Source organism: Vibrio sp. ZF 223, from assembly GCF_003050585.1.
In the GTDB taxonomy this organism is placed as follows: domain Bacteria; phylum Pseudomonadota; class Gammaproteobacteria; order Enterobacterales; family Vibrionaceae; genus Vibrio; species Vibrio crassostreae.
In genome coordinates, this window is sequence record NZ_PIGB01000002.1 from 240,193 (window position 1) to 264,255 (window position 24,063).

General features: G+C 44.6%; 20 protein-coding genes. 12 read left to right on the forward strand and 8 right to left on the reverse strand.

Features of this window, described 5'->3' with window-relative positions; translation table 11 throughout:
* Positions 1 to 13: 13 nt before the first annotated feature.
* From pabC to CWO13_RS05850, 7 genes are all read left to right on the forward strand, one after another.
* Positions 14 to 892 carry an aminodeoxychorismate lyase gene (gene pabC, locus CWO13_RS05820; RefSeq protein WP_102432554.1) on the forward strand — a complete coding sequence of 293 codons (879 nt, stop codon included), beginning with the start codon at positions 14 to 16 and terminating at the stop codon, positions 890 to 892.
* On the forward strand, positions 889 to 1,905 hold the full coding sequence (gene mltG, locus CWO13_RS05825; RefSeq protein ID WP_017062149.1) for an endolytic transglycosylase MltG: 1,017 nt from the start codon (positions 889 to 891) through the stop codon (positions 1,903 to 1,905). Before pabC ends, mltG begins: the two co-directional genes overlap by 4 nt.
* 10 nt (positions 1,906 to 1,915) lie before the next feature.
* A complete protein-coding gene (gene tmk / locus CWO13_RS05830; RefSeq protein WP_048610583.1) occupies positions 1,916 to 2,548 on the forward strand; it encodes a dTMP kinase in 633 nt (210 codons plus the stop codon).
* Positions 2,549 to 2,554: 6 nt separating this feature from the next.
* Positions 2,555 to 3,520: a DNA polymerase III subunit delta' gene (locus CWO13_RS05835; protein ID WP_102530181.1), complete on the forward strand. Its 966-nt coding sequence runs from the start codon at positions 2,555 to 2,557 to the stop codon at positions 3,518 to 3,520.
* A complete protein-coding gene (locus tag CWO13_RS05840) occupies positions 3,511 to 4,278 on the forward strand; it encodes a TatD family hydrolase (RefSeq protein ID WP_102530182.1) in 768 nt (255 codons plus the stop codon). Before CWO13_RS05835 ends, CWO13_RS05840 begins: the two co-directional genes overlap by 10 nt.
* Before the next feature lie 445 nt (positions 4,279 to 4,723).
* Complete coding sequence (gene ptsG, locus CWO13_RS05845; protein ID WP_017062145.1) at positions 4,724 to 6,154, forward strand: PTS glucose transporter subunit IIBC; 1,431 nt, start codon at positions 4,724 to 4,726, stop codon at positions 6,152 to 6,154.
* A 228-nt stretch (positions 6,155 to 6,382) separates the two neighbouring features.
* Positions 6,383 to 6,787: a hypothetical protein gene (locus CWO13_RS05850; RefSeq protein WP_048659708.1), complete on the forward strand. Its 405-nt coding sequence runs from the start codon at positions 6,383 to 6,385 to the stop codon at positions 6,785 to 6,787.
* A 93-nt stretch (positions 6,788 to 6,880) separates the two neighbouring features.
* On the opposite strand, the gene CWO13_RS05855 is transcribed toward CWO13_RS05850, so the two are convergent.
* Positions 6,881 to 7,474, reverse strand: a complete 594-nt coding sequence (locus tag CWO13_RS05855) for an outer membrane beta-barrel domain protein (protein ID WP_048659707.1) — start codon at positions 7,472 to 7,474, stop codon at positions 6,881 to 6,883.
* A gap of 145 nt (positions 7,475 to 7,619) precedes the next feature.
* On the opposite strand from CWO13_RS05855, the gene cydH reads away from it, so the two are divergent.
* Together cydH and CWO13_RS05865 are read left to right on the forward strand one after the other, a co-directional pair.
* Positions 7,620 to 7,709: a cytochrome bd-I oxidase subunit CydH gene (gene cydH, locus CWO13_RS05860; RefSeq protein ID WP_102432550.1), complete on the forward strand. Its 90-nt coding sequence runs from the start codon at positions 7,620 to 7,622 to the stop codon at positions 7,707 to 7,709.
* Between the two features lie 41 nt (positions 7,710 to 7,750).
* The gene (locus CWO13_RS05865; RefSeq protein WP_108020647.1) at positions 7,751 to 8,965 is read left to right on the forward strand and encodes a patatin-like phospholipase family protein; all 1,215 of its coding nucleotides are present in this window, start codon (positions 7,751 to 7,753) and stop codon (positions 8,963 to 8,965) included.
* Between the two features lie 147 nt (positions 8,966 to 9,112).
* On the opposite strand, the gene pyk is transcribed toward CWO13_RS05865, so the two are convergent.
* A complete protein-coding gene (pyk, locus tag CWO13_RS05870; protein ID WP_048659705.1) occupies positions 9,113 to 10,558 on the reverse strand; it encodes a pyruvate kinase in 1,446 nt (481 codons plus the stop codon).
* 319 nt (positions 10,559 to 10,877) lie between these two features.
* Here pyk and mlc point away from each other — a divergent pair, with 319 nt between their 5' ends.
* Together mlc and CWO13_RS05880 are read left to right on the forward strand one after the other, a co-directional pair.
* The gene (mlc, locus tag CWO13_RS05875) at positions 10,878 to 12,095 is read left to right on the forward strand and encodes a sugar metabolism global transcriptional regulator Mlc (protein WP_048607464.1); all 1,218 of its coding nucleotides are present in this window, start codon (positions 10,878 to 10,880) and stop codon (positions 12,093 to 12,095) included.
* Positions 12,096 to 12,262: 167 nt separating this feature from the next.
* A complete protein-coding gene (locus tag CWO13_RS05880; RefSeq protein ID WP_076656977.1) occupies positions 12,263 to 13,204 on the forward strand; it encodes a chemotaxis protein CheV in 942 nt (313 codons plus the stop codon).
* A gap of 328 nt (positions 13,205 to 13,532) precedes the next feature.
* Here CWO13_RS05880 and CWO13_RS05885 read toward each other — a convergent pair whose 3' ends face one another.
* From CWO13_RS05885 to CWO13_RS05900, 4 genes are all read right to left on the reverse strand, one after another.
* Positions 13,533 to 16,625, reverse strand: a complete 3,093-nt coding sequence (locus CWO13_RS05885; protein ID WP_108082636.1) for an error-prone DNA polymerase — start codon at positions 16,623 to 16,625, stop codon at positions 13,533 to 13,535.
* 94 nt (positions 16,626 to 16,719) lie between these two features.
* Positions 16,720 to 18,189 carry a Y-family DNA polymerase gene (locus CWO13_RS05890; protein WP_108082637.1) on the reverse strand — a complete coding sequence of 490 codons (1,470 nt, stop codon included), beginning with the start codon at positions 18,187 to 18,189 and terminating at the stop codon, positions 16,720 to 16,722.
* 3 nt (positions 18,190 to 18,192) lie between these two features.
* Positions 18,193 to 18,900 (reverse strand): translesion DNA synthesis-associated protein ImuA, encoded by a 708-nt coding sequence (gene imuA / locus CWO13_RS05895; RefSeq protein ID WP_108082638.1) that lies wholly within the window; start codon positions 18,898 to 18,900, stop codon positions 18,193 to 18,195.
* A gap of 154 nt (positions 18,901 to 19,054) precedes the next feature.
* Positions 19,055 to 19,795, reverse strand: a complete 741-nt coding sequence (locus CWO13_RS05900; RefSeq protein WP_017629695.1) for a YciK family oxidoreductase — start codon at positions 19,793 to 19,795, stop codon at positions 19,055 to 19,057.
* Between the two features lie 137 nt (positions 19,796 to 19,932).
* On the opposite strand from CWO13_RS05900, the gene sohB reads away from it, so the two are divergent.
* Positions 19,933 to 21,000, forward strand: a complete 1,068-nt coding sequence (gene sohB / locus CWO13_RS05905) for a protease SohB (RefSeq protein WP_181359908.1) — start codon at positions 19,933 to 19,935, stop codon at positions 20,998 to 21,000.
* Between the two features lie 169 nt (positions 21,001 to 21,169).
* Here the strand turns inward: sohB and CWO13_RS05910 are convergent, their stop codons facing one another.
* Together CWO13_RS05910 and CWO13_RS05915 are read right to left on the reverse strand one after the other, a co-directional pair.
* The gene (locus tag CWO13_RS05910) at positions 21,170 to 22,732 is read right to left on the reverse strand and encodes a SpoVR family protein (protein WP_107898508.1); all 1,563 of its coding nucleotides are present in this window, start codon (positions 22,730 to 22,732) and stop codon (positions 21,170 to 21,172) included.
* An 11-nt stretch (positions 22,733 to 22,743) separates the two neighbouring features.
* Entirely contained in the window at positions 22,744 to 24,015 is a 1,272-nt protein-coding gene (locus CWO13_RS05915; protein WP_108082639.1) for a YeaH/YhbH family protein, read from the reverse strand.
* Positions 24,016 to 24,063: the final 48 nt, after the last annotated feature.

Consider the following 24,063-nt stretch of genomic DNA (forward strand, 5'->3'; position numbering starts at 1 on the left):
TATGGGGAAAAACATGTTTTGGGTTGATGGAGAAAGCCAGCAAACTGTCGATATATTGGATCGCTCATTTCAGTACGGAGACGGCTGTTTTACAACCATGCTTGTAAAAGGTGGCCAGATTCAACATTTTCACGATCATCAGCATCGTGTAGATGAATGCCTGAAAGCGCTACGCATTTCTGCTCTTGATTGGGATGTTGTTAGTCCTTGGCTCGATACTGCGCTTCAACACATCCAACATAACGCTCTTCATGGCACAAAGAACCTTTCTGGCTCAAAGAAGTTCCATAACGCAAACAAACCTCATAATGAAAAAGCAGGGATTAAGCTGCACGTTAGCCGTGGAGCGGGTGGGCGTGGCTACAGCACCAAGAATATCGCTAAACCTACGGTCACCATCAGTACTTTTGATTTCCCAAGCCATTATTCAGCGTTGCAAGATTCTGGTGTTGAACTCGGTGTTTGCCATCAAGCGCTAGGTTTGAGCCCACTACTTGCTGGCCATAAGCATAATAATCGTCTTGAGCAGATTTTGATGAAAGACGAAATGGACCAAACCAATGAAGTGGATGGTGTGGTTCTTGATATTTCAGGCAATGTGATTGAAACCACAATGGCCAACCTGTTTTGGCGCAAAGGTCAGGCGATATACACACCTCAACTCACTCAAAGTGGTGTAGCAGGGGTTATGCGTAAGCAAGTGTTAACCGCGCTGAATCAAGCTGAACTTTCCGTTACAATTAGTGACTACTGCTTATCTCAACTCATGCAAGCTGATGAGGTTTTCATGACCAACTCCATTTTAGGGGTTGCCCCAGTTACCCGTATTAGTGATACCCAATTTAACATTGGAACCGTTACTCGTAGCCTTCAAGGACAACTAAACTCGTGATCAAAAAGTTATTTATTTTTATTATCTTGTGCTTAATCGCAGCTGGTGCTGCTGGTTTTTATGTTTACAACCAAGCACAAGATAACCTGAAACAAGTTATTCAATTAGAAAAACCACAAGTCGTGACTGTTGCTTCAGGTAGCAGCTTTAACCGCGTTCTAGCCCAGTTGATTAACGAGGGGCTTTTTGAGGCTTCTCCTTACGAGAAGTTAATTCGTAAATTACACCCTGAGCTTGTAGACGTAAAAGCGGGGACTTTCCTGCTTGAACCGGGTTTAACATTAGAGCAGGCACTACAAGTGCTTGTTGAGGGCAAAGAGCACCAATTCACTATTACCTTCGTTGAAGGCAGTCGCTTTGATGAATGGCTTGTCCAGCTAAAAGACAACGAATTCATTCAACAGACGTTGGACGGTGTTTCTGAAAAAGAGATCGCTGAAAAGTTGGGTATTGAAAACGAGAAGCTAGAAGGTCTTTTCTTAGCAGAAACGTATCATTACACCTACGGCACCACTGATTTAGATTTGTTGAAGCGCGCGCATCGCGACCTAATGAGCGTGGTGAATGAAGAGTGGGAAAATCGAGCGGATAAGCTTCCTCTGAAATCGCCATACGAAGCGTTAATTCTTGCGTCTATCATTGAGAAAGAGACCGCTGTTGCGTCAGAACGTGAGCGTGTCTCTTCTGTATTTGTTAACCGTCTGAACAAGCGTATGCGGTTGCAAACTGACCCAACGGTTATCTACGGCATGGGTGACAGCTACGATGGCAATATCCGTAAAAAAGACTTACGCACGCCAACGCCATACAACACCTATACAATGAGTGGCTTGCCACCGACCCCTATCGCTATGGCAGGCAAAGCGTCTATCAACGCGGCGTTGAATCCAGAGAAGAGTAACTACTTGTATTTCGTTGCGAGTGGAACAGGTGGTCACGTATTTTCAAAGAGTTTGACTGAGCACAACCGTGCAGTACGAGCTTACTTAAAACAATTAAGAAAAAACAGATAAAGAAATAATTATGAATCAGTCGAAATTTATCGTGGTTGAAGGCCTTGAAGGCGCTGGCAAAAGTACAGCGATCAATGCCATCGTTGAGACATTAAAAGCATCGGGTGTTGAGGATATTGTTAATACTCGCGAGCCGGGTGGTACTGTCTTAGCTGAAAAGATGCGTTCATTGGTTAAAGAAGAGCACGAAGGTGAGAAGCTTCAAGACATGACTGAGTTGCTGCTGATGTACGCAGCACGTGTTCAATTAGTAGAAAACGTTATCAAGCCTGCACTAGACAGTGGTCAATGGGTATTGGGTGATCGTCATGATATGTCTTCACAGGCATACCAAGGTGGTGGTCGCCAGATTGCACGCACTACTATGGAATCACTGAAAGCAACCACGCTAGGCGGCTTTAAACCCGATCTAACGCTATATTTGGACCTAGACCCTAGAGTAGGGCTAGAGCGTGCTAGAGGTCGTGGTGAGCTAGATAGAATTGAAAAGATGGATATCTCGTTTTTTGACCGTACGCGTGAGCGCTATCTAGAAATTGCAGAACAAGATGATTCTGTACTTGTGATTAACGCGCAGCAAGAAATTGAGCAAGTAGCCGCTGATATTAAAGTCGCGCTAACTGCTTGGCTCGATAAACAGTAGGTAGTCATGGCTGAAGTGTATTCTTGGCTCACACCGGTATGGAGTGAGTGGAAAAAAAGTCTCGATGCGGAGCGTTTTCCTAACTCTGTAATTGTTAATGCGCCGGAAGGGCTAGGCGTTGATGCGTTGATTAGCCAACTTACCGACGCATTGATGTGTACGAACTATGAAAGCGAGTCGTGCGGGTTTTGCCACAGCTGTGAATTAATGAAGTCGGGCAGCCATCCTGATTTTCATGTGATCTCACCAGAGAAAGAAGGTAAGTCGATCACGGTTGATCAAGTGCGTGCCAGTAACCGTTGGGCTCAAGAGTCTTCTCAGTTAGGTGGTTTGCGCGTTATCTTGCTTAACCCTGCTGAAGCAATGAACGAATCGGCTTCCAACGCACTACTGAAAACTCTGGAAGAGCCATCAAGCAAATGTATCTTCATTCTTTCTACTCGTAATAGTAACCGTTTGATGCCGACTATCATTAGCCGTTGCCAACAATTTAATGTGGTAAGCCCACAGTTGGAGGTGGGGTCTGCTTGGTTAGATGGTGAAGTTGGTAAGGCTGTCCCACAATATATTTTAGCGCTTAATGACAACGCGCCTTTAAAAGCAAAGGCGATGTTTGAGCAGGGTGGGGTAGAGGCTTCGACCAAAGCGCTTGATGGCTTTGTTAATGTCATTAAGGGCACTCAACCTGACATGCTAAAATTCTCGACAGAGCTTAGCAAAGACCCTTTGATTCAACTTGGCTGGCTTTGGCATTTATTGTCAGATGTACAGAAGCTGCATTTTGGTTTGGCGAATCAGGCTATCACTCCGAGCGCGAAAGCTCTGGTTGAGGTGATGTCTTATCAAAGTGCTTACGCAGCATCGAATAAACTGCTGATATTGATTGAGCAGTTAAAGCAACACCCTGGGCTCAATACGGAGCTACTCATAATGAATTGGCTGATAGCCACTTGCGAGGAAACATGTTCGTAGATTCCCACTGTCATTTAGACAAACTGGATTATCAAGATTTACACACAAGCGTAGAAGACGTTGTGAACAAAGCGAAGGCAGCAAACGTAGACCAGCTGTTGTCTGTTGGTGTGACACTGAATTCGTTTGAAAATATGCTCGAGATGATCTCGCCGTTTGATAACGTTAAAGCCTCTTGTGGCGTTCACCCTCTCGATGTTGAAAGTGATTTCTGTCTAGAGACAATGCGTGAGTACGCGAGTAACCCTAAAGTGGTGGCGATTGGTGAGACAGGTTTAGATTATCACTATCAACCAGAGACTGCAGAGCTACAACAGCTACGATTTAAGCAGCATGTTGAATTGGCCGTTGAGCTTAATAAACCTTTGATCATCCACACTCGTAATGCGCGTGAAGACACATTAGCTATTTTACGTGATGGCGGAGCTGAGATGTGTGGTGGTGTGATTCACTGCTTTACTGAAGATCAAGCGTTTGCTGAAGCGGCAATGGAACTGGGTTTCTATATCTCAATTTCAGGTATTGTGACCTTTAAGCAGGCTACAGAACTTAAAGAAGTTGTTAAGAACCTACCGCTAGACAGGTTGCTTATCGAGACGGATTCTCCATACTTGGCGCCAATTCCATATCGTGGCAAGCAGAATCAACCTGCATATGTCGTGGAAGTGGCGGCCTATATTGCGCAATTAAAAGGTATGTCGATGAAAGAGGTTGCTGAACAAACGACCAAAAATTACCAGAAACTTTTTTTGCGATAAAAATCTAACTAAACAAATAAAAGGGAGCGAAAGCTCCCTTTTTGTGTTTTTGATCACCAAAAATGCGTTTTTTTTTAATGTTTACGAATTATGTTGAACTTGAGAGCGCTAATTATAACATTTGTAATTTTGTTACTAAAAATAACATTAGCTCCTATTTTATTTACCCAGTAAAATAATAGGGCTCTTGAAAAATATCTATGTATTTCAATTAATTAAATAATTGTAAAGCATTGCATTTCTAGATTTGACATGTGATCCAAGACGTGTTTTGAAACTAAATTTCGTAAGTGACTAGAAAGTTAGTTCCCCATCAATATATATTTAGCGGCAGAAAATATAATGCAATACATGGTTACATTTTCGCAGGGTGCTAACATATAGGCTACGGGGGTGTGCCGTTAGAACCCAATATAATTATTTTATCTTTATCAGGAGCATAAACATGTTTAAGAACCTTTTTGCTAGCCTGCAGAAAGTTGGTAAGTCTCTGATGCTTCCAGTATCAGTTTTACCAGTTGCGGGTATTTTGCTAGGTGTCGGTGCAGCAGATCTTCCTTTCATTCCAGAAATCGTTTCAAACTTAATGGAACAAGCTGGTGGTTCAGTATTTGGTCAAATGGCACTACTGTTCGCAGTAGGTGTTGCACTTGGCTTTACTAACAACGATGGTGTGGCTGGTCTAGCTGCTATCGTTGGTTACGGCATCATGACTGCTACACTTGGCGTAATGGCTGGTGTAATGGGCGTTGATAAAATCGATACTGGTGTACTAGGTGGTATCCTAGTCGGTGGTGTTGCTGCTTGGGCATTCAACCGTTTCTTCCGTATTCAACTACCAGAGTACCTTGGCTTCTTCGCTGGTAAGCGTGCTGTGCCAATCATCACAGGTTTCTCTGCGATTGGTCTAGCAATCCTACTATCTGTAGTATGGCCACCAGTTGGCGGCGCTATCTCTGCGTTCTCTGATTGGGCTGCTCACCAAAACCCACAAGTGGCGTTTGGTATCTACGGTATCGTTGAGCGTTCTCTAATTCCATTTGGTCTTCACCACGTTTGGAACGTACCTTTCTTCTTTGAAGCTGGTACTTGTGTAAACGCTGCTGGCGAAACTCAAAACGGTGTTCTTACTTGTTACCTAGTTGCTGATGACGCATCTCGTGCAGCGGGCAATGGCTTCGGTCAGCTAGCTGGTGGTTACATGTTCAAGATGTTCGGTCTACCTGCTGCTGCAATCGCGATTGCACACTCAGCTAAGCCTGAAAACCGCGCTAAAGTAATGGGCATCATGGCTTCTGCTGCGTTGACTTCATTCCTAACGGGTATCACTGAACCAATCGAATTCTCATTCCTATTCGTTGCTCCTGTTCTGTACGCAATCCACGCTCTACTAGCTGGTTCTGCTTACGTTCTTGCGAACACTCTAGGTTTTGTACACGGTACATCTTTCTCACACGGTCTAATCGACTTCCTAGTTCTATCTGGCAACGCGTCTAAGATGGGTCTAATGGTTGTATGTGGTATTGCTTACGCTGCAATCTACTACATCGTATTCCGCACTGTGATTAAAGCTCTAGACCTTAAAACTCCAGGCCGTGAAGACGAGACTGAAGAAGAGTCAGTTGCGACTGGTTCTGAACTTGCTGGTGAGCTAGTTGCTGCATTCGGTGGCAAAGCGAACATCACAGGTCTTGACGCTTGTATTACTCGTCTACGTGTTGCAGTAGCTGATACAGCTCTTGTTGACCAAGACAAACTGAAGAAACTAGGCGCTGCAGGTGTTGTTGTAGTTGCTGGTGGCGTACAAGCTATCTTCGGTACTAAGTCTGACAACCTTAAGACAGACATGGATGAGTGGATCCGTAACAACGGTTAATTCACTGATTCAATAAATTGAAAGGAGGCCGAAAGGCCTCCTTTTTTATTTTCAGCTCTATGAAAGACCTATTATGCTTAATCTCCATTAACTCAGATACTTATCATTCAACTCGATCAGTTGATGGTTGCTCTTAAATTTTTCGTGTCTTTTATCTTTTACCTAGCGATGACACCTTTCGTTATTATTCCAGTAAACTACCGCTTTTAAACACAGTCTGAGAATATTATGAAACATCGTTACTTGATCGGCCTTATGTGCTGCAGCGGAGCCTCGTTTGCTCACGCTTCTGAAGCTCCAGCTTTGGAAGTTGGACTTGCCATTGACCAAGACCTGAGTGTCGTTGTGGAATTTGATCAGAAATACCGTGCTACGATTGGGAATGACGGTGCTGCATTTGACTACATTTGGAAGCGTGGTCAGTTCGAGACTGAAGCTCCATTGAGTTGGTACGTCGGTGCTGGTGCTTGGGCTGAATGGAATGACGACTTTGGCTTACGCTTGCCGTTAGGCGTAAAAGTGAACTTCTACGAAGGTTGGAATGCTTACGCACAAGTGCACCCTGAGCTCGATATGTATAAAGGTGTTGAGTTGCAAGTAGGTGGCGCTTTAGGTGTTACCTACAAGTTTTAATCTGAACCGAAACCGTTTTAATAATGAAAAAAACCAGCACTTAGCTGGTTTTTTCATTTGGGCCGATCTTATATTTTTGCTTCATTGAGCCGCTTAGAAAGTAAAACTGAGTCCGATATTGGCTTGGAATTGGTTCATCCAGTCGGTATCAAAGCGAATAATGCACTCTTGTCCATTGCTTGGGATGTTACACACGCCAGTTGTGTCGTTATCCACGACGGTACCTAACCAACGTACTTGTGTGTTCAACGCTAATCGATCACTAAATTTGTACTCTAAGCCACCAAAGATTGAGGTTGAGAACCCATACTTATCTTTTGCCCAGTCTACATCGACGTAAGAAGCCCCAAGACCTAACCCTAGATAACCCGACAACACGGGGGAGGCCGGGTAGTAGATGCTACTTTGAAAGTGTAGGTATTGGATGGAGGAGCTTAGGTTGAGTGTTTCTAATTCCGAGCTCTGATTGGAATAGAAGAAGCCGATGCGTCCTTTTTCAAGTGGCGTTTCAATTGCAAAGGTGTAGTTTTCAGAGCCTTTCATGTCATAGGTTTTACCGTCCTGGTCTTCGACACTGCCACCGCCGGTATAACCCACCATCGGAGTAATGATGATCTCCGGCGAAGCATGTGCGCTTGAAACGGAGAGAAACGCAATCAGTGCCATCATATTTGCTTTGTTATTCATGAGTATATCCTTATCCATACACTTACTAATTGTGATGGTTACATCAATATTGTGCGACTAATTTCGACGATTCTTGAAGATACTTCACACACCTGATAGTACTTAAATAGAGACTCGACAAATTAATAATAAGCCAGAGGTGTCTATGGACCATAATCTGAAAAATGCCCTACAAATAACAGCGTTTATCTACACAGTCATTCTTTCATTTGGCTTTATTGCGATTGGTAGTTAATACCTTCCAATTCGAGGCTGAGTTTTTATACTCAGGGAATAATGAATAGTGGGATTATAACCAATATTGATACAGCAATAGACTTAGACTATTACGCTAAGTTTATTGCTGGAAAAACAGCACTGGTCGCTCAAGGTGGCGGACAGAGAAGTATTTTTACTTCTGGAGTGCTGGATGCCTTTCTTCTTTCTAATTTTGACCCCTTCGACGAATTTTTTGGCACCTCAGCAGGCGCTCTTAATTTATGTGCTTATCTGTGCCGCGATAAAGGCCTTGGTCGTTCTTTCGTTCTCGACCTCACTACTGCACCGGAGTTCTTTAATCTCTTTTCCTATATACGCCACAGAAAGAACCTTGGATTAGAGTGGGCCTTAGAACAAATCATGGCTTATCCATACAAACTCGATCTGGATTTGGGACGACAAACGCTAGGTGATCGCCACTTCTATGCGGCTGTAACGGATTCTAAAGATCTGCGAGATCACTACTTTCCGTTATTGGGCGAAGATTGGTATAAGGTGATGATTGCGACCTGCGCCATTCCTCGTTTGTACAATGATGAAATTTATATTGGTGACAGTGCTTATGTGGACGGTGGCGTATCAGCATGCATACCGGTCCAAGAAGCATGGCGCAGGCAAGCTCGTTCCATTGTTGTGATTCGTACTGAGCCCGTGCTAGAGGATGAAGATGTGGATTTAGCTGAAGCTCAGGTGACTAAGTCTTCAATTAAAGCACCTAAACCGATATCTGCCGAAGAATTGGAATGGTTCCGCGAATCTTTTGACAGTGTTCAAGGTCATTGGCAACAGAAAGTGGAACAGTGGAAAAACGACTGGGCCTCTTTCTTCCAACAACAAATTATGCGCTCAAAAGAGCAGAAGCGTGACCGTGGGCATTTGGACCTGCTGAACGGTGGTCGCTGGCTATTTGGAGCGGATGACATTTATCGTTTGAGTCATTTAATTGGGGATAAGTTTGATTCAGGCTTAGCTGATATGTTGATGGTGCATTACCAAACTTATTCATTAACTCAGGACTTTTTGAATTCGCCACCGGACGATGCGTTTGTGGTGCAAATAGCGCCAAGTCAGCCGCTAAAATCGAGTTCATTAATGAGTGACAAAGAAGATCTGTTGCACGATTACGAATTGGGCTTAGAAGCCGGTTACCGATTTGTAGAAACCTACACTTCAACGGAAAACGCTCGCAATTCACACATGCCACAGTTGGCCACCATTGCTGCTGACAAGTAGTACTCAATCTTGATGAGTTAGCATACCGCGAGTTAGCCGTGTCATTAACGAAGAATGTTCTGAAATGAAAAAGGGTTATTGAACGTGGTTCGATAACCCTTTTTTGCTTTTGAGACTAGGCAAATCGTTTCGCCTTACGGCCACACACTAAGTGACAGGCAAGATTCTCATACAGTTGGTTGAGCCTGCTACATCCATGATATCACCTTGAGTGACGATCACTAGGTCGCCAAACTTAAGGTGTCCTTTCTCCTTCAGGCAAGTGAGTGTTGATAGCGCAATATCAAAGCTGTCTTTGGCTTCTGTCTCAAAGTAAATAGGTGTAACACCTCGGTACAAGGTACAGCGATTGAGCGTTCCTTCGTTACGAGACAGCGCGTAGATAGGCATGTCAGCACTTAAGCGAGACATCATCAACGCAGTACGGCCAGATTCGGTGAGAGTGACTACACCTTTAATGCCTTCCATATGGTTTGCCGAATAGATGGTTGCCATAGAAACGGTTTCTTCAGCGGTAACAAAGGTGCGGTCAATACGGTAATTCGATTGGTTAACCCCCGCCATCTTCTCAGCTCCAATACACACTTCTGCCATCGATTTTACGGTTTCGACTGGGTAATCACCGGCAGCAGTTTCACCGGAAAGCATGACTGCGTCGGTGCCATCGAGTACTGCATTGGCAACGTCCATCACTTCGGCACGAGTGGGCATTGGCGCAGAAATCATTGATTCCATCATTTGAGTTGCGGTGATCACCGTTCGGTTAAGCGCTCTGGCACGGCGTATAAGCTGTTTTTGTACACCGACCAACTCAGGGTCACCAATTTCCACTCCGAGGTCACCACGAGCCACCATGACCACATCTGAGGCCATTATGATGTCATCCATGTTCTCAACAGTGGCGACTGTCTCTGCTCGCTCCACTTTTGCGACGAGGTGAGCTTCTAAGCCGGCTTCTCGTGCAAGCTGACGAGCGTAGTGCATGTCTTCACCATTACGAGGGAAAGACACCGCTAGGTAATCCACTTTGATTTGTGCGGCGGTGACGATGTCGCGTTTGTCTTTTTCTGTTAGCGCTTCTGCGGAAAGGCCGCCGCCTTTTTTGTTGATGCCTTTGTTATTTGAGAGTGGGCCGCCAATGATAACTTCGGTGTGAACACGGCAACCTTCGACCTTGGTTACTTTGAGTTGAACACGACCATCGTCAAGCAACAAGATATCGCCGGCGGATACGTCGTTAGGCAGTTCTTTGTAATCAAGGCCAACGGCTTCTTGATTGCCTTCGCCTAAACCTAGGCTGCTATCGAGAGTGAACAGGTCGCCTACGGCAAGTTGGATTTTGCCATCTTTGAATGTCGACACACGAATCTTGGGACCTTGTAAGTCTCCGAGAATGGCGATTTGAGTACCGTGTCTTTTTGCTATTGCTCTGACTTTTTCTGCGCGTTGTATATGGTCGTCGCTGGTGCCGTGAGAGAAGTTCATACGGACGATATTGGCACCTGCTTTGATGATTTCTTCAAGCACGTTACCTTTATCTGTTGAAGGGCCTAGCGTTGTGACGATTTTCGTTTTTCTTAATTCGGCTGTCATGAATACTCCTAGAGTGAGACCAAGTAATCTTTTACAAGACTGAATTAAGTATATGCATTAATTGATAATTTATTGGGAGCTAGGAAGATATTTCTGTATTTACTGATATTTATTGTATTTAGCACTCAAGCGCGATGTTTTTTTATGAAAATTAAGTCTCGATTTATCGATGTGGGTGTTAATTTTCCTCGAACAATTTGACTCGATACACAAAGATTCATGTATATACGTGATACTGGTCACGGCGATATACCAAGTGACTTCACAATTACTTCGCAAAGTAAAAAAATTACCTCGTTGATGATTTCTGGAGCGTAAAATGTACATGGCTCAACCGGGCCATATTGATCATATCAAACAGGTCAATGCTGGTCGTGTATATAAACTAATTGACCTTAAAGGTCCTATTTCTCGTATCGATCTGTCCAAGCAAAGTGAGTTGGCTCCGGCGAGTATTACTAAAATTACCCGTGAACTCATTGAAGCTCACCTTATTCACGAAACCACGGTTCAAGAAGCCACGACTCGTGGACGTCCTGCTGTCGGTCTACAAACCAATAACGAAGGTTGGCAATTTTTGTCGATGCGTCTTGGTCGCGGATACTTGACGATCGCGCTCCATGAATTGGGCGGCGACGTGCTTATCGATACCAAAATTGATATTCACGAACGTGATCAAGATGATGTGCTGGCGCGTCTTCTTCATGAAATCGATGAGTTCTTCCAAACCTATGCTGAGCAACTCGACAGGGTGACGAGTATCGCTATCACACTGCCAGGCCTTGTGAATTCAGAGCAGGGTATTGTGTTGCAAATGCCGCACTACAACGTTGAAAATTTAGCGTTAGGGCCGGAGATCTACAAAGAAACCGGTCTGCCAGTTTTTATTGCCAATGATACCCGAGCATGGGCATTAGCAGAGAAGCTGTTTGGTAACTCACAAGATAACGACAACTCTGTTCTTATCTCTATTCACCACGGTTTAGGTGCCGGGATCATTCTCGATGGTCGCGTTCTGCAAGGGCGTCACGGTAATATCGGTGAACTGGGTCATATCCAGATCGATAAAGAGGGTAAGCTTTGTCATTGTGGTAACCGAGGCTGTTTAGAAACGGTGGCGAGTTCTCAAGCGATCCGTGAGCAAGTCAAAGAGCGACTGGCAAATGGTGAAGAATCAACGCTAACTGTGTTTGAAGACGTCACTATTGAACAGATCTGCGCTGCCGCTGCTGATGGTGATCCATTGGCTGTCGAAGTGATTGAGCAGTTAGGCCGTTATCTAGGCTCTGCGATTGCGATTGTGATTAACCTATTCAACCCAGAGAAAATCTTGGTGGGTGGTGTTATCAATCAGGCGAAGAGCGTGTTATACCCAGCGATTCAAAAGTGCATCGAAGAGCAGAGCCTATCGGTTTACCATAAAGACTTAGAGCTGGTGGAATCTCGTTTTTATAAGCAGGCAACCATGCCAGGTGCTGCTCTCATCAAGCAGGCTTTATATGATGGTCAACTGCTAATGAAAGTTATTGAAGGCTAACTCTTTTTCTCTTCTTTAAGCCTTACCCCGAACCTTTCCATGTACTTAAGCTTTGTATAACATCATTTGTTGTACTTAGTTTAAGCATTCTGTGCATTAGCGCTTTGCTTTAACCTATTGAAGTAGGCTATTGTAGCCACAGTTATTATTTGTCACTAAGGTGTTGTATGTCTGGCGTTTTAAATTCGGTTGATCAGAGAACCAAGCTAGTCGGTGAAAACCGTCTGGAACTCTTATTATTCAGCTTAAATAGTCGTCAACTATTTGCGATTAACGTATTTAAAGTGAAAGAAGTCCTAAAAGTGCCAGTACTTACTCGCTTACCGGGCTCTCACCACCATATTACGGGTGTTGCTTCTCTACGTGGTGAATCGGTACCTGTGATTGATCTGCGAAGTGCCATTGGCTTTCCGCCATCTCGTGCGGAATCTCAAGAGAGTAACCTGATCATTACTGAATACAACCGAACCGTACAAGGTTTCTTGGTTGGGCAAGTTCGTAATATCGTCAATACGACATGGACAGAAATCCAACCGCCGCCAAAGACAACAGGCCGCGCAAACTACCTAACCGCTATCACGCATATTCAAGAAGAAGAGCAGCACAAGATCGTCGAGATCATCGATGTTGAGAAAGTGTTGGCTGAGATCATTGATTACGATGTATCGATCTCTGAAGGTGTGTTAGATCAGCAGTTAGCTCAGGAAATGATAGGACGTAACGTGCTTATCGTTGATGACTCTTCAACAGCGCGTAATCAAATCAAAGGCACCTTGTCGCAGCTTGGGTTGAATATTATTGAGTGTTGTGATGGCTTAGAAGCACTGACCTTACTTAAGGGCTGGTGTGATGAAGGCAAAGACATCAATCAAGAAATATTGTTGATGATCACCGATGCTGAAATGCCTGAAATGGACGGCTATAAACTGACACACGAAGTACGTACTGACCCTAGAATGCATGATCTGTTCATTACGCTAAATACTTCATTAAGTGGAAGTTTTAATGAGGCGATGGTGGAGAAAGTAGGGTGTAACCGCTTTATTTCTAAGTTCCAACCAGATTTGCTGGTTGAGGTAACTCAAGAGCGTATGCGTCAGATCCTGTAATTTATACCGACATGCAGTTTGTTTTGAGTGACCTTATAGAAAACGTTTGCTATTATTGATGTGGCATATTTCTCGTAACAAAATATGCTCAATTACTCACGTAACTTTTCACACACAATCTAAGGTAGTTCCTTTTAATGATATGGTTAACGTCTAAAGTCGTTATGACTTTGAGCTTATTACTATATAGGGAATTTAAGAAAAGACGTACGGAAGCTGACGTTGAGGTGTAACTCAACAATTTGAAATGAAGGGAAGCAGATGCTTCCCTTTTTCGTTTCTAGCGTTTCTAGCGTTTCTAGCGTTTCTGGTAGGGCGATTTGAATCGTTAATGAAAATCTCGTGATTTGGTTTTCAAACCAACAATTTCATCGGTAATATCGATAAGTTTCCCCGCGATAACATGCACGACCTCTCCTTCTTTTTCTAATATCCCTTGTACTTTTAACGCCTTGGCTGTGAGGTAGGCTTGCTGTTGAGCGCGCGCGGTTGCTCCCCATACCACGACATTAATATTACCAGTGCTATCTTCTAGTGTGACAAAGGTGACACCTGCCGCGGTTCCGGGAGATTGTTTTCCTGTGACTAATCCGACAACGGTGACCATCGATTTGTGTCTTTGTTGTATTAAATCTTTCATGTGTGTGAATCGACCTAATCGTCCCGCTTCTGCGAGCAAAGTGATTGGATGCTTGTTCAGTGAAACTCCGACACTGGTGAAGTCTTCGAGTAGATCTTGCATTTCGTTGGGCTTGTGCAGTGTGTGTTCGCCATGCTCATCCTCAGTATCGTCATAGACCTGGCTAAACAGAGGTAGATCAGACGCGGAATCCATTATCGCCCAGCGAGTTTGGAAGCGGTCTCCAGAGACGTTATGTAGCGCATTGGCCGATGTCAGTAGCTCGATATCTTTCTTATTCATCGATAACTGTTTCACCTGGCTAGGGTGGCGATAACCGGATGGTGGACGATTGGCGATCACGCTTTGAATCCCATGCTCGCTGAACCCTTTGATTTGTCGCAGCCCTAAGCGAATCGCTAGACCATTCTGATGAGAGACAACCGTGTGGTCGTTTTGAGAAGCGTTCACACATACCGGAAGTATCACCACATTATGTCGCTGTGCATCTTGTACCAACTGTGATGGGCTATAAAAGCCCATGGGTTGGCTGTTCAACAAAGAAGCGTAGAAACATTCAGGGTAGTAGCATTTCAACCAAGCTGAGCAATACGCTAACACCGCAAACGAAGCCGAGTGGCTTTCCGGAAATCCGTACTCGCCGAAGCCGCATATCTGTTTAAAGATCTGTTCGGCAAACTCTGTCTCATAGCCGCGCTTTTGCATTCCCTCGATGAGTTTGTTTTTAAACTTAAAGACGTTGCCATTTTTCTTCCAAGCGGCCATTGCGCGTCTGAGTTGATCTGCTTCACCACCAGTGAACCCTGCAGCCACCATCGCGAGTTTAATCACTTGCTCTTGGAAGATAGGTACACCTAAGGTGCGCGACAGTACTGATTCCACGTCTTTAGATGGATAACTGATTGGCTCAATGCCATCTCGACGCTTGAGAAATGGATGCACCATATCGCCCTGAATAGGACCTGGGCGTACGATAGCGATTTGAATCACCAAGTCGTAATAAGTTCTCGGTTTAAGCCTTGGCAGCATGCTCATTTGCGCGCGAGACTCAATTTGGAATATCCCGACGGTATCTGCTCGCTGAATCATGCCGTAAACCTGAGGGTCGTCTTTAAGGCGAGTGATCTCAGCAATAGTCAGTGATCGCCCGTGAATGCGTTTGATCAGGTCGAAACATTTACGAATCGCAGACAGCATACCCAACGCGAGCACATCCACTTTTAGTAGCCCCAAGGTTTCAAGATCATCTTTATCCCATTGAATAATGGTGCGATCGTGCATAGCAGCGTTCTCGACAGGAACCAATTCATACAAGGGCCCAGAAGAGATCACAAAGCCGCCCACATGCTGAGACAGATGACGTGGGAAGCCGATGATCTCATTGACTAAGTGGATAAACTGTTGCCCTTTCAAAGAATCAGGTTGTAGCCCCAATTGAGTTAACTGAGCTTGCCAACCTAGGTTTTTGTCCCTGCGATTGGTGTTCTTGATGAAGTAGTCGAGCTGAGTTTCTTGTAGTCCCAATGCTTTACCGACATCTCTGACCGCACTTTTGAAGCGATAAGAGATGACAGTTGCAGCAAGTGCAGCCCGTTCTCTGCCGTATTTCTGGTAGATGTATTGGATGACTTCTTCACGGCGTTCGTGTTCAAAATCGACATCAATATCAGGCGGCTCATCACGCTCTTTACTGATGAAGCGTTCGAACAGTACTGAGATCTGCCTTGGGTCAACAGAGGTGATTTCTAGGCAGTAACAGACTACAGAATTGGCCGCTGAACCTCGACCTTGATAAAGAATGCCTTGGCTTTTGGCAAACATGACGATGTCGTGAATGGTGAGAAAGAAGAAAGGGTAGTCAAGCTCACCAATCAGCCCGAGTTCTTTATCTATGATTTGTTGAATGTCATTAGGCACACCTTGTGGAAAGCGAGCCTGTTTCCCTTTCTCGACCAACATGCGCAGATAACTCATGGGTGTCTCACCCTGAGGAATCAGTTCACTTGGGTATTCGTAGCGTAGGCTACCTAAATCAAATTCACACAGCTCAGAAATTCGGTTGCTCTCTTCCAGCCACTCAGCTTTGAATATATGAGAGAGCTTATTGATGCTTCGTAAACAGCGCTCGGCATTCGCCAACAGATGGCTTCCCACTTCGGTTATTGGCTTTTGGTATTTAATCGCAGTGAGTGAGTGCTGTAAGGGCAGGCGGTTAGCATTGTGCATCAACACGCCACCGCAAGCTGTAATAGGCAGTTGGTGATGTTGTGACAGAACAACGCAGTAATCAATGTACTGTTGATCGGTCTGTTTCAGGTGTCGTTGTAAGCCAATCCATAACCGACCTGAGTGGTGCTGAGAAAGCCACTGCCCCCAATGTGCGTCTTCATTTTTCTGTTGAGGCAACCACAGGATGAAGCAGTGCTTAGCCGACATGATATCCCACTCAGAGAGCTGATAATGTCCCTTGCTGCTACGACGTCTAGCGTTGGTAATAATACGGCACAGTTCGGCATAGGCTTGTCTATTTGGACATAACAAGACAACTTGGCACTCTTCATTTAACCAAAACATGCTTCCGACAATCTGCTTGAGCGACAGTTTGTGTTGCTTGATTGCAGAGTGAACCTTAACGATACCCGCGACCGAGCACTCATCAGTGACCGCGAGTGCTTTGTAACGTAAAAAGTCGGCCTGTAAAACCAGCTCTTCCGCGTGTGAAGCTCCCTCAAGAAAGGAGTAATTACTTTGGCAGAAAAGCTCTGAGTACTGCTGAGACATAACGTAATCTCACTTAATCATTGTGAGTAAACATGATTGAAAAAGGGGCGTTTAAATGGGACAAGTGGCAAGAACGACTTACCAAACTGCCTTACTAACTGAACAAACCGTGCAAGAACCACTGTTTATCGGGTGTTCTGAATACCCATAGCCATCGACCGTTTTCACTGTGAGCAATAAAGTAGTCACGAATGATTTTCTCGCCATCCCACCAGCCAGAAACAATACGTTCAGGGCCCTGAGATAAGGTAATTTTCTCGGTTAAGGCTTCTGGCTCCGGCAGCAAAATACTGGGCCTGAGTCGCTGCTGATTGACGCTGAGAACTGTGGTTTGTTGCTCGAACTCTGAGGGAGTTTTACTCTTTGACACAGATTTACTCAGTGTTGGGATCGAGTACTGATTGGCTTTTTCTGGCCTTGGGTCATGCTGTATTTTCGGTGTTTGAATACTGGCCTGCCCAAGCTTCGCTTGTAACAGTGAAAGCAGGTCTAGCGCAGCAAGTGTTCCGGTATTGCCATCAAAAAGATCATGGTAGGCCATTTGAGGCTTACCATGACGAGTTAACGAGAGAGTGAGCCCTTGAACCGGCGCTGTGAGCTTTAGTGATTCTAAAGTTAGATGGGTAAGGTTCGCCCATTTTCCAGCAAGGTAATCACCTTGTGCCGAATAAAAAGAGACAGGGTGGTCGTCTTTATCTCTTAGGTGCAAAGTCAGTGTTAACTCGAAAGCCACTCGGTCGCGTAGCTTCAAAAAACACTCGAGTTGATTTAGTAATTTCAGTAACGGCTTTTCAATGAACAGAATATTTTCAATATCAAACAACAGCTCCAGATATTGTTGGAAATTCTCTGGCGGGTGATAAAAATCAATCGGGTGCTTGAACTGTCCATTAAGACGACCAACATAATTGACCAAGTCGATGTCAAAGCGACGCGCGACCTCTTGCAAAGGCAGCTTTAATAGGTCTTCAACGATATTGATACCGACACGGTTCAGGCGTTCAACTTGCTTGGTCGGTAGTTCACTGGAACTCAATGCTTGCTGATTGACCCAAGCTTTCATTTGCTCAACATTGTTTGTTGCTTGGTTGATCGCTTGCTTACCCAAAAGGGTCGCAGCAAGCGGCGAGTAACCTGTGGCAAAACTGAACTTAATGTTGAGGGCTGCAATATGGTTTTTGAGTTCATGCCAGTAGTTATCTAACCCGTCGTAAAGTGACAGCATGTTAGAGGCTTTAATCAATAAACCATTAGGTGGCAATAGTGCCATGTCGGAAGTGACTAGATAAGCCCATTGAGCGATCTCTTTGAGCTTACTTTTCTCCAGTTCAATACTGTAAGGGTGGACGTGTAAATTGTGACACAGCGCCGCCGCAGAGCCTAAGCCCATACCAAGCGAAATTCCCGATTGCAGCGCAGCTGGATTAGCTTGCAGCACACGATGATCTTTTTCATCCACGATGATAATAGGTTGTTCGCGTGAGTCTTCGCTCGAACCCAATTCATTAGAGTTAAACAAGGTATCCAGCTGCAGAGATGGAAAGTGAATATAAAGCCACAACATACGCTAGCCTTGCTTCGCAATAGGAAAAGCCAGCACAGTGTTACCAGACAAAGCGCGGTCTGAACTGTCTTCATAAACGACTTTCTCTGTGAGTAACGGCCAGTTGTGTGTCATGTCTAGAATAAAGCTGCCATATGACCAACTGCCTTTTCTTTTTGTTACCTCTACCTTCAATCCTTGGGCGTGAGAAGACAGCTTCATGCTCAAAGAAACGGGTAGGGATAGTTGATTATGGCTGGTGGCTTTAAAGTGAAACTGCAGGCACTTACCGGTTTCACTGGCTGCTTGTAAGCGCTTGGTTTGGTGGATTTCTAGATCGGCTCCCCATAGCAATACAGAGTGACAAGCGCCGCTTTTGAGGCACTGCTCAGCCGCCCACAACGCATCGAGTTCGCGTTGCAGCTGGATAATGAGAATGTTCTCTAATTCAATGCCTTGGCTGCTAAAAAACTCGGCACAAATCTTCCCTGGCGGGTTAATGAATATGGCCAGTTTTTGCGAGTTTTTCTGAGCTAAATAGGGCGTAAGAAGGCGAAGTTCACCGATCCCTTGCTGTGATTCAACTTCAATAACGCCGTGTGTCGGAAAGCCACCATCAAGCTGTTTATCCAATTGCGGATAGCCTGTAGAAGTGGTACTTCCTAGCGTTGTTGATTGTAGCCCTTTCCAGATTAGCTGGCGGTCTTGTAAGTTTTTTATGAGTTCATGCATAACTAAATACCTGTATGTTTATACAGTATATTTAACAATGAAAAAGATGCAAAGCAAAATGATGAAAATCAGAGGAACTAAGTTTTAGGTGCTTGATTTAGATACAAAAAAAGCCGCTATTAAAGCGACTTTTTACGATTGGTTATAATATCAACTACTTAGGTTGAGCATCGATACATTGGCCATTAATGTCCGTCACACTTGGGTTCATTAAGTGTAGGTACAGCGGTATGATGTCGAGTGGCGTTTTTAGCTTATTCGCATCTTCTCCAGGGTACGCTTTTGCACGCATACGTGTTTGAGTGCCACCTGGGTTGATTGCGTTAACACGGATATTTGTGTCTTCAAGCTCGTCCGCTAGGATTTGCATCATACCTTCGGTAGCAAACTTAGAAATTGCGTAAGTGCCCCAGAATGCACGGCCAGAGTGACCAACCGTTGAAGAGGTAAATACGATACGACCCGCTTCTGCTTTCTTAAGTGCAGGCAGTAGTGCTTGAGTCATCAAGAACTCAGACTTCACATTGATCTGCATAACATCATCAAAGGTTTCTTCATCAATCTGCTCAAACGGGCTCAGAGTACCGAGAACGCCAGCGTTATGAAGTAGGCCATCTAAACGACCGAACTGTGACTCAATGGTTTCAGCCATATCAATGTAGTTCTGCTTTGTCGCGCCTTTTAGATCCAATGGGATGATCGCAGGCTGTGGGTAACCAGCACTTTCGATTTCATCGTAAATGAATTCAAGGTTTTTAACATTGCGGCCTAACAGAATGACAGTTGCACCATGTTGAGCGAAGCTTAGTGCTGCTTGGCGACCAATGCCAGCACCGGCACCTGTAACCAAAATTACTTTATCTTTGAGGGCATCTGTAGAGATTGGGTAATCCACTGTGCTTATCCTTCTTTCTTTTATTATGTTCGTCATTCCATTGATGTTTAATCACACAGATAACCGCAGGAATGATGAGAAATTCTTGGTAATCGTGACAAGATGGTTACAATACACTAATTCATACAATAGGGGATATGACATTGGAATTTTTGTTGGACTACGGCTTGTTTTTAGCCAAGATTGCGACCGTTGTAATCGCCATCATCGCAATTTTAGTGATTGCTAAATCTGTGGGTGGGAAATCAAACGCAATTAAAGGTGAGCTGGAAATCACGAACCTATCTGAACACCATAAACAGACGATTGAACAACTAGAGCACCATCTACACGATGATGCTTTCATCAAAGCCCGTGATAAAGCAGAAAAGAAAGCGGAAAAAGAGAAAGTAAAATCACGCGGTAAAGAAGTGAAGAAAGCTGCGAAAGAGGGTGAGCTTGATAGCAAGCGTGAACCACATCTATTCGTTCTTGATTTTAACGGCAGCATTGATGCGAAAGAAGTGGCTTCATTACGTGAAGAGGTAACGGCGGTTCTGGCTGTTGCTCGTGAAGGCGATGAAGTATTACTTAAACTTGAATCTGGCGGTGGCATGGTTCACGGCTATGGTTTGGCGTCTTCTCAACTTGATCGTATCAAAGCAGCAGGTCTGCCTCTGACTATCTCGGTAGACAAAGTGGCGGCAAGCGGCGGTTACATGATGGCATGTATTGCAGACAAAATTGTGTCAGCGCCTTTCGCTATCGTTGGCTCTATTGGTGTGATCGCTCAACTGCCAAACTTTAACAAACTGCTTAAGAAGCATGATATTGAGTTTGAACAGCTAACAGCAGGTGAGTACAAGCGCACACTGACTATGTTTGGTGAGAACAGCGATAAAGCACGTGAGAAGTTTAAAGAAGAGCTAGAAGAGACACATGGTCTATTCAAAGACTTCATTCGCGACCATCGTCCAGCACTTGATCTTGATAAAGTGGCGACGGGTGAACACTGGTTTGGTACGCAAGCTCATGAACTTGGGCTGGTGGATGAGCTCCGCACTTCTGATGATTTAGTTGTTGAAGCATGCAAAGACAAGACAGTGCTAGCGATTCACTATGTACAGAAGAAAAAGCTGTCAGATAAGCTAGCAGGCGTTGCAGGTAAATCTGCAGACAACGTGCTGATGAAGCTGATTGAACGCGGTCAAAAGCCGATTGTTTAAGCTTATTTAGTTCTAGTTTTTCATTTAAAGACGCTTAAGCCTTAAAAAGAAAGCGCATAAGTCATCAGACTTATGCGCTTTTTTATTGCTCCACTTCCGAGCGGGTTTAACCACTATGTTGTAGGGGGAGCGGAGTCTTATACCAATCACTTACTTATTGTGATTAGCATTAAATCTTGGCTCCATAATCATTTCGTTTCGGACAGGTGGTCAATATTTCTCTATGACCTGTGTCTTTGAGCTCTTCCAAAATCACATCAAAGCCCCATAAGCGATAAAGGTGTTTTAATACTTCATCGTAGCCTTTATCTAGCGGGATACGGTCATGAGGCACATATTGCAGTGTCATTGAGCGATCACCACGAACATCAACATTAAATACCTGAATATTCGGCTCAAGGTTGCTTAGATTGTACTGCGCCGCGAGTTTTTCTCTAATCAGGCGATAGCCCGGATCATCGTGAATCGCACTGACTTCAATGGTATTTTTACGGTCGTCGTCGAGTACTGAGAACAGCTTAAAGTCACGAATGATCTTTGGAGAAAGGTACTGGCTGATGAAGCTTTCATCTTTGAAGTTGTGCATCGCAAAGTGCACCGCTTCTAACCAATCACTTCCGGCTAATTCAGGGAACCACTCTTTATCTTCATCGGTGGGCTCTTCGCAGATGCGTCGGATGTCTCTAAACATCGCAAAGCCAAGTGCATAAGGATTTATCCCACTGAAATAAGGGCTGTTGTAGGCGGGTTGAGCAACCACACTGGTGTGACTGTGTAGAAACTCTAAGATGAACTTATCACTCACCAAGCCTTCGTCGTAAAGGTGGTTAAGAATGGTGTAATGCCAGAAGGTTGCCCAACCCTCATTCATTACTTGAGTTTGTTTCTGAGGATAGAAGTATTGGCTTACCTTGCGAACAATACGAACACACTCACGTTGCCAAGGTTCAAGCAGTGGGGCGTTCTTCTCAATAAAGTACAGAATGTTCTCTTGAGGTTCGCTAGGAAAGCGGATTTTGGTCTCTTTTTCCTTGTCTTGATTTTTTGGCACAGTTCTCCATAGCTCGTTGACTTGAGATTGCAGATAAGCCTCTCGCTCTTCCTGCCTTGCGGTTTCTTCGGCAATGGAAATCTTCTCAGGACGTTTGTATCGGTCTACGCCGTAATTCATTAATGCATGGCAAGAATCAAGGAGTTGCTCGACCTCAGCGACGCCATACTTCTCTTCACAACCACTGATGTACTTCTTAGCGAACAGTAAGTAATCGATGATAGAACTAGCGTCTGTCCAGGTCTGGAACAGGTAGTTGCCTTTAAAGAAAGAGTTGTGGCCGTAACAAGCGTGTGCCATTACCAGTGCCTGCATCGTGACCGTGTTCTCTTCCATCAGATAAGCGATACAAGGGTCTGAATTGATCACAATTTCGTATGCCAAGCCCATCTGACCATGCTTATAGTTTTGCTCGGTTTGAATGAATTTCTTACCAAATGACCAATGGTTGTAATTGATAGGCATACCAATGCTTGAGTATGCATCCATCATCTGCTCTGAAGTGATCACTTCAATTTGGTTCTGGTAAGTATCTAAACGGTAATGCTGCGCCACACGCTTAATTTCGACGTGATATTGTTCCAAGAGATTGAATGTCCAATCTGGACCATCAGGCAGCATCTTGTTGTTTTTCTTTTTTGCAGCTTTGTCTTTCTCTGCAACGTTTGATTTCGCTGTCATGGCAAACTCCCTTACGCTGTCTCTTTCTGGAACAGTTCTCTAAACACAGGAAAAATATCATCCACCGTTTTAATGTTTTTCATTGCGAAGTTGTCGAAGCTTGCTTCTAACTTCTCATACTCGTGCCAAAGCGTTTGGTGAGAGCGGCGTGTGATTTCGATGTAAGAGTAATACTGACAAGTTGGCAGAAGCGTATTCACCAATAGCTCTTTACAACGAGGCGAGTCATCAGCCCAGTTATCGCCATCAGAAGCTTGTGCCGCATAGATGTTCCACTCGTTAGCTGGGTAGCGATCTGCAACAATTTCTTTCATTAGTTTCAATGCACTAGAAACGATGGTGCCGCCGGTCTCTTGCGAGTAGAAGAATTCATGCTCGTCGACTTCTTTTGCCTGAGTATGGTGACGAATAAACACCACATCGACATTCTCATAGGTGCGATTGAGGAATAAGTAAAGCAGTACGTAGAAGCGTTTTGCAATGTCCTTGGTGGCTTGATCCATAGATCCGGACACATCCATCAAACAGAACATCACGGCTTGGCTAGATGGAATAGGGCGCTTCTCATAGTTTTTAAAACGTAAGTCGAAGGTATCAATGAATGGAACGTTTTCAATTTTTTTGCGTAGCTCGGCAATCTCTTCTTTTAAGCGACCCTCTTCGAAGGGTTGTGCCGGTTCCGTCATTTTAACTTGGTCAAGTTGCTCCATCAGTAGGTTAAGCTCGCGCTTTTTACCTGCTGTCATCGCGGTTCTACGAGCTAGAGATTGCTGAAGTGAACGAACGATAGCGATGTTGGATGGAATCCCCGCGCTTTGATAACCAGAGCGGTGTGTTTTCCATTCGGTGATTTTATTGACCTGATTCTTCTCTAGATTAGGTAGAGCTAAATCTTCAAAGAGAATATCAAGATACTCATCTTTTGAAATTTGGAAGGTAAATTCATCTTGGCCTTCGCCATCAGGGCTTGCGTCACCTTGGCCTGAGCCACCACCTTGCCCGCCCCCTTTGGGACGTTCGATTTTATCGCCAGTGATGAACTGGTCATTACCTGGGTGAACGCGTTCTCTTACGCCGCCTTGACCTTGGTGAAAGCTTGGCTCTTTGATGTCTTTATGGGGAATAGTGACGTCTTCACCAGTTTCAGTATTGGTGATTGAGCGTCGGTTAACTGCATCGGCCACAGATTCTTTGATTTGCTCTTTATGGCGTCGTAAGAAACGCTGTCTATTCACAGCACTCTTATTCTTGCCATTGAGCCTCCGATCGATAAATTGTGCCATAAGAACTCCCTCTCAGCTGATGTCACGATCCTACTTTTTATTAGGGTA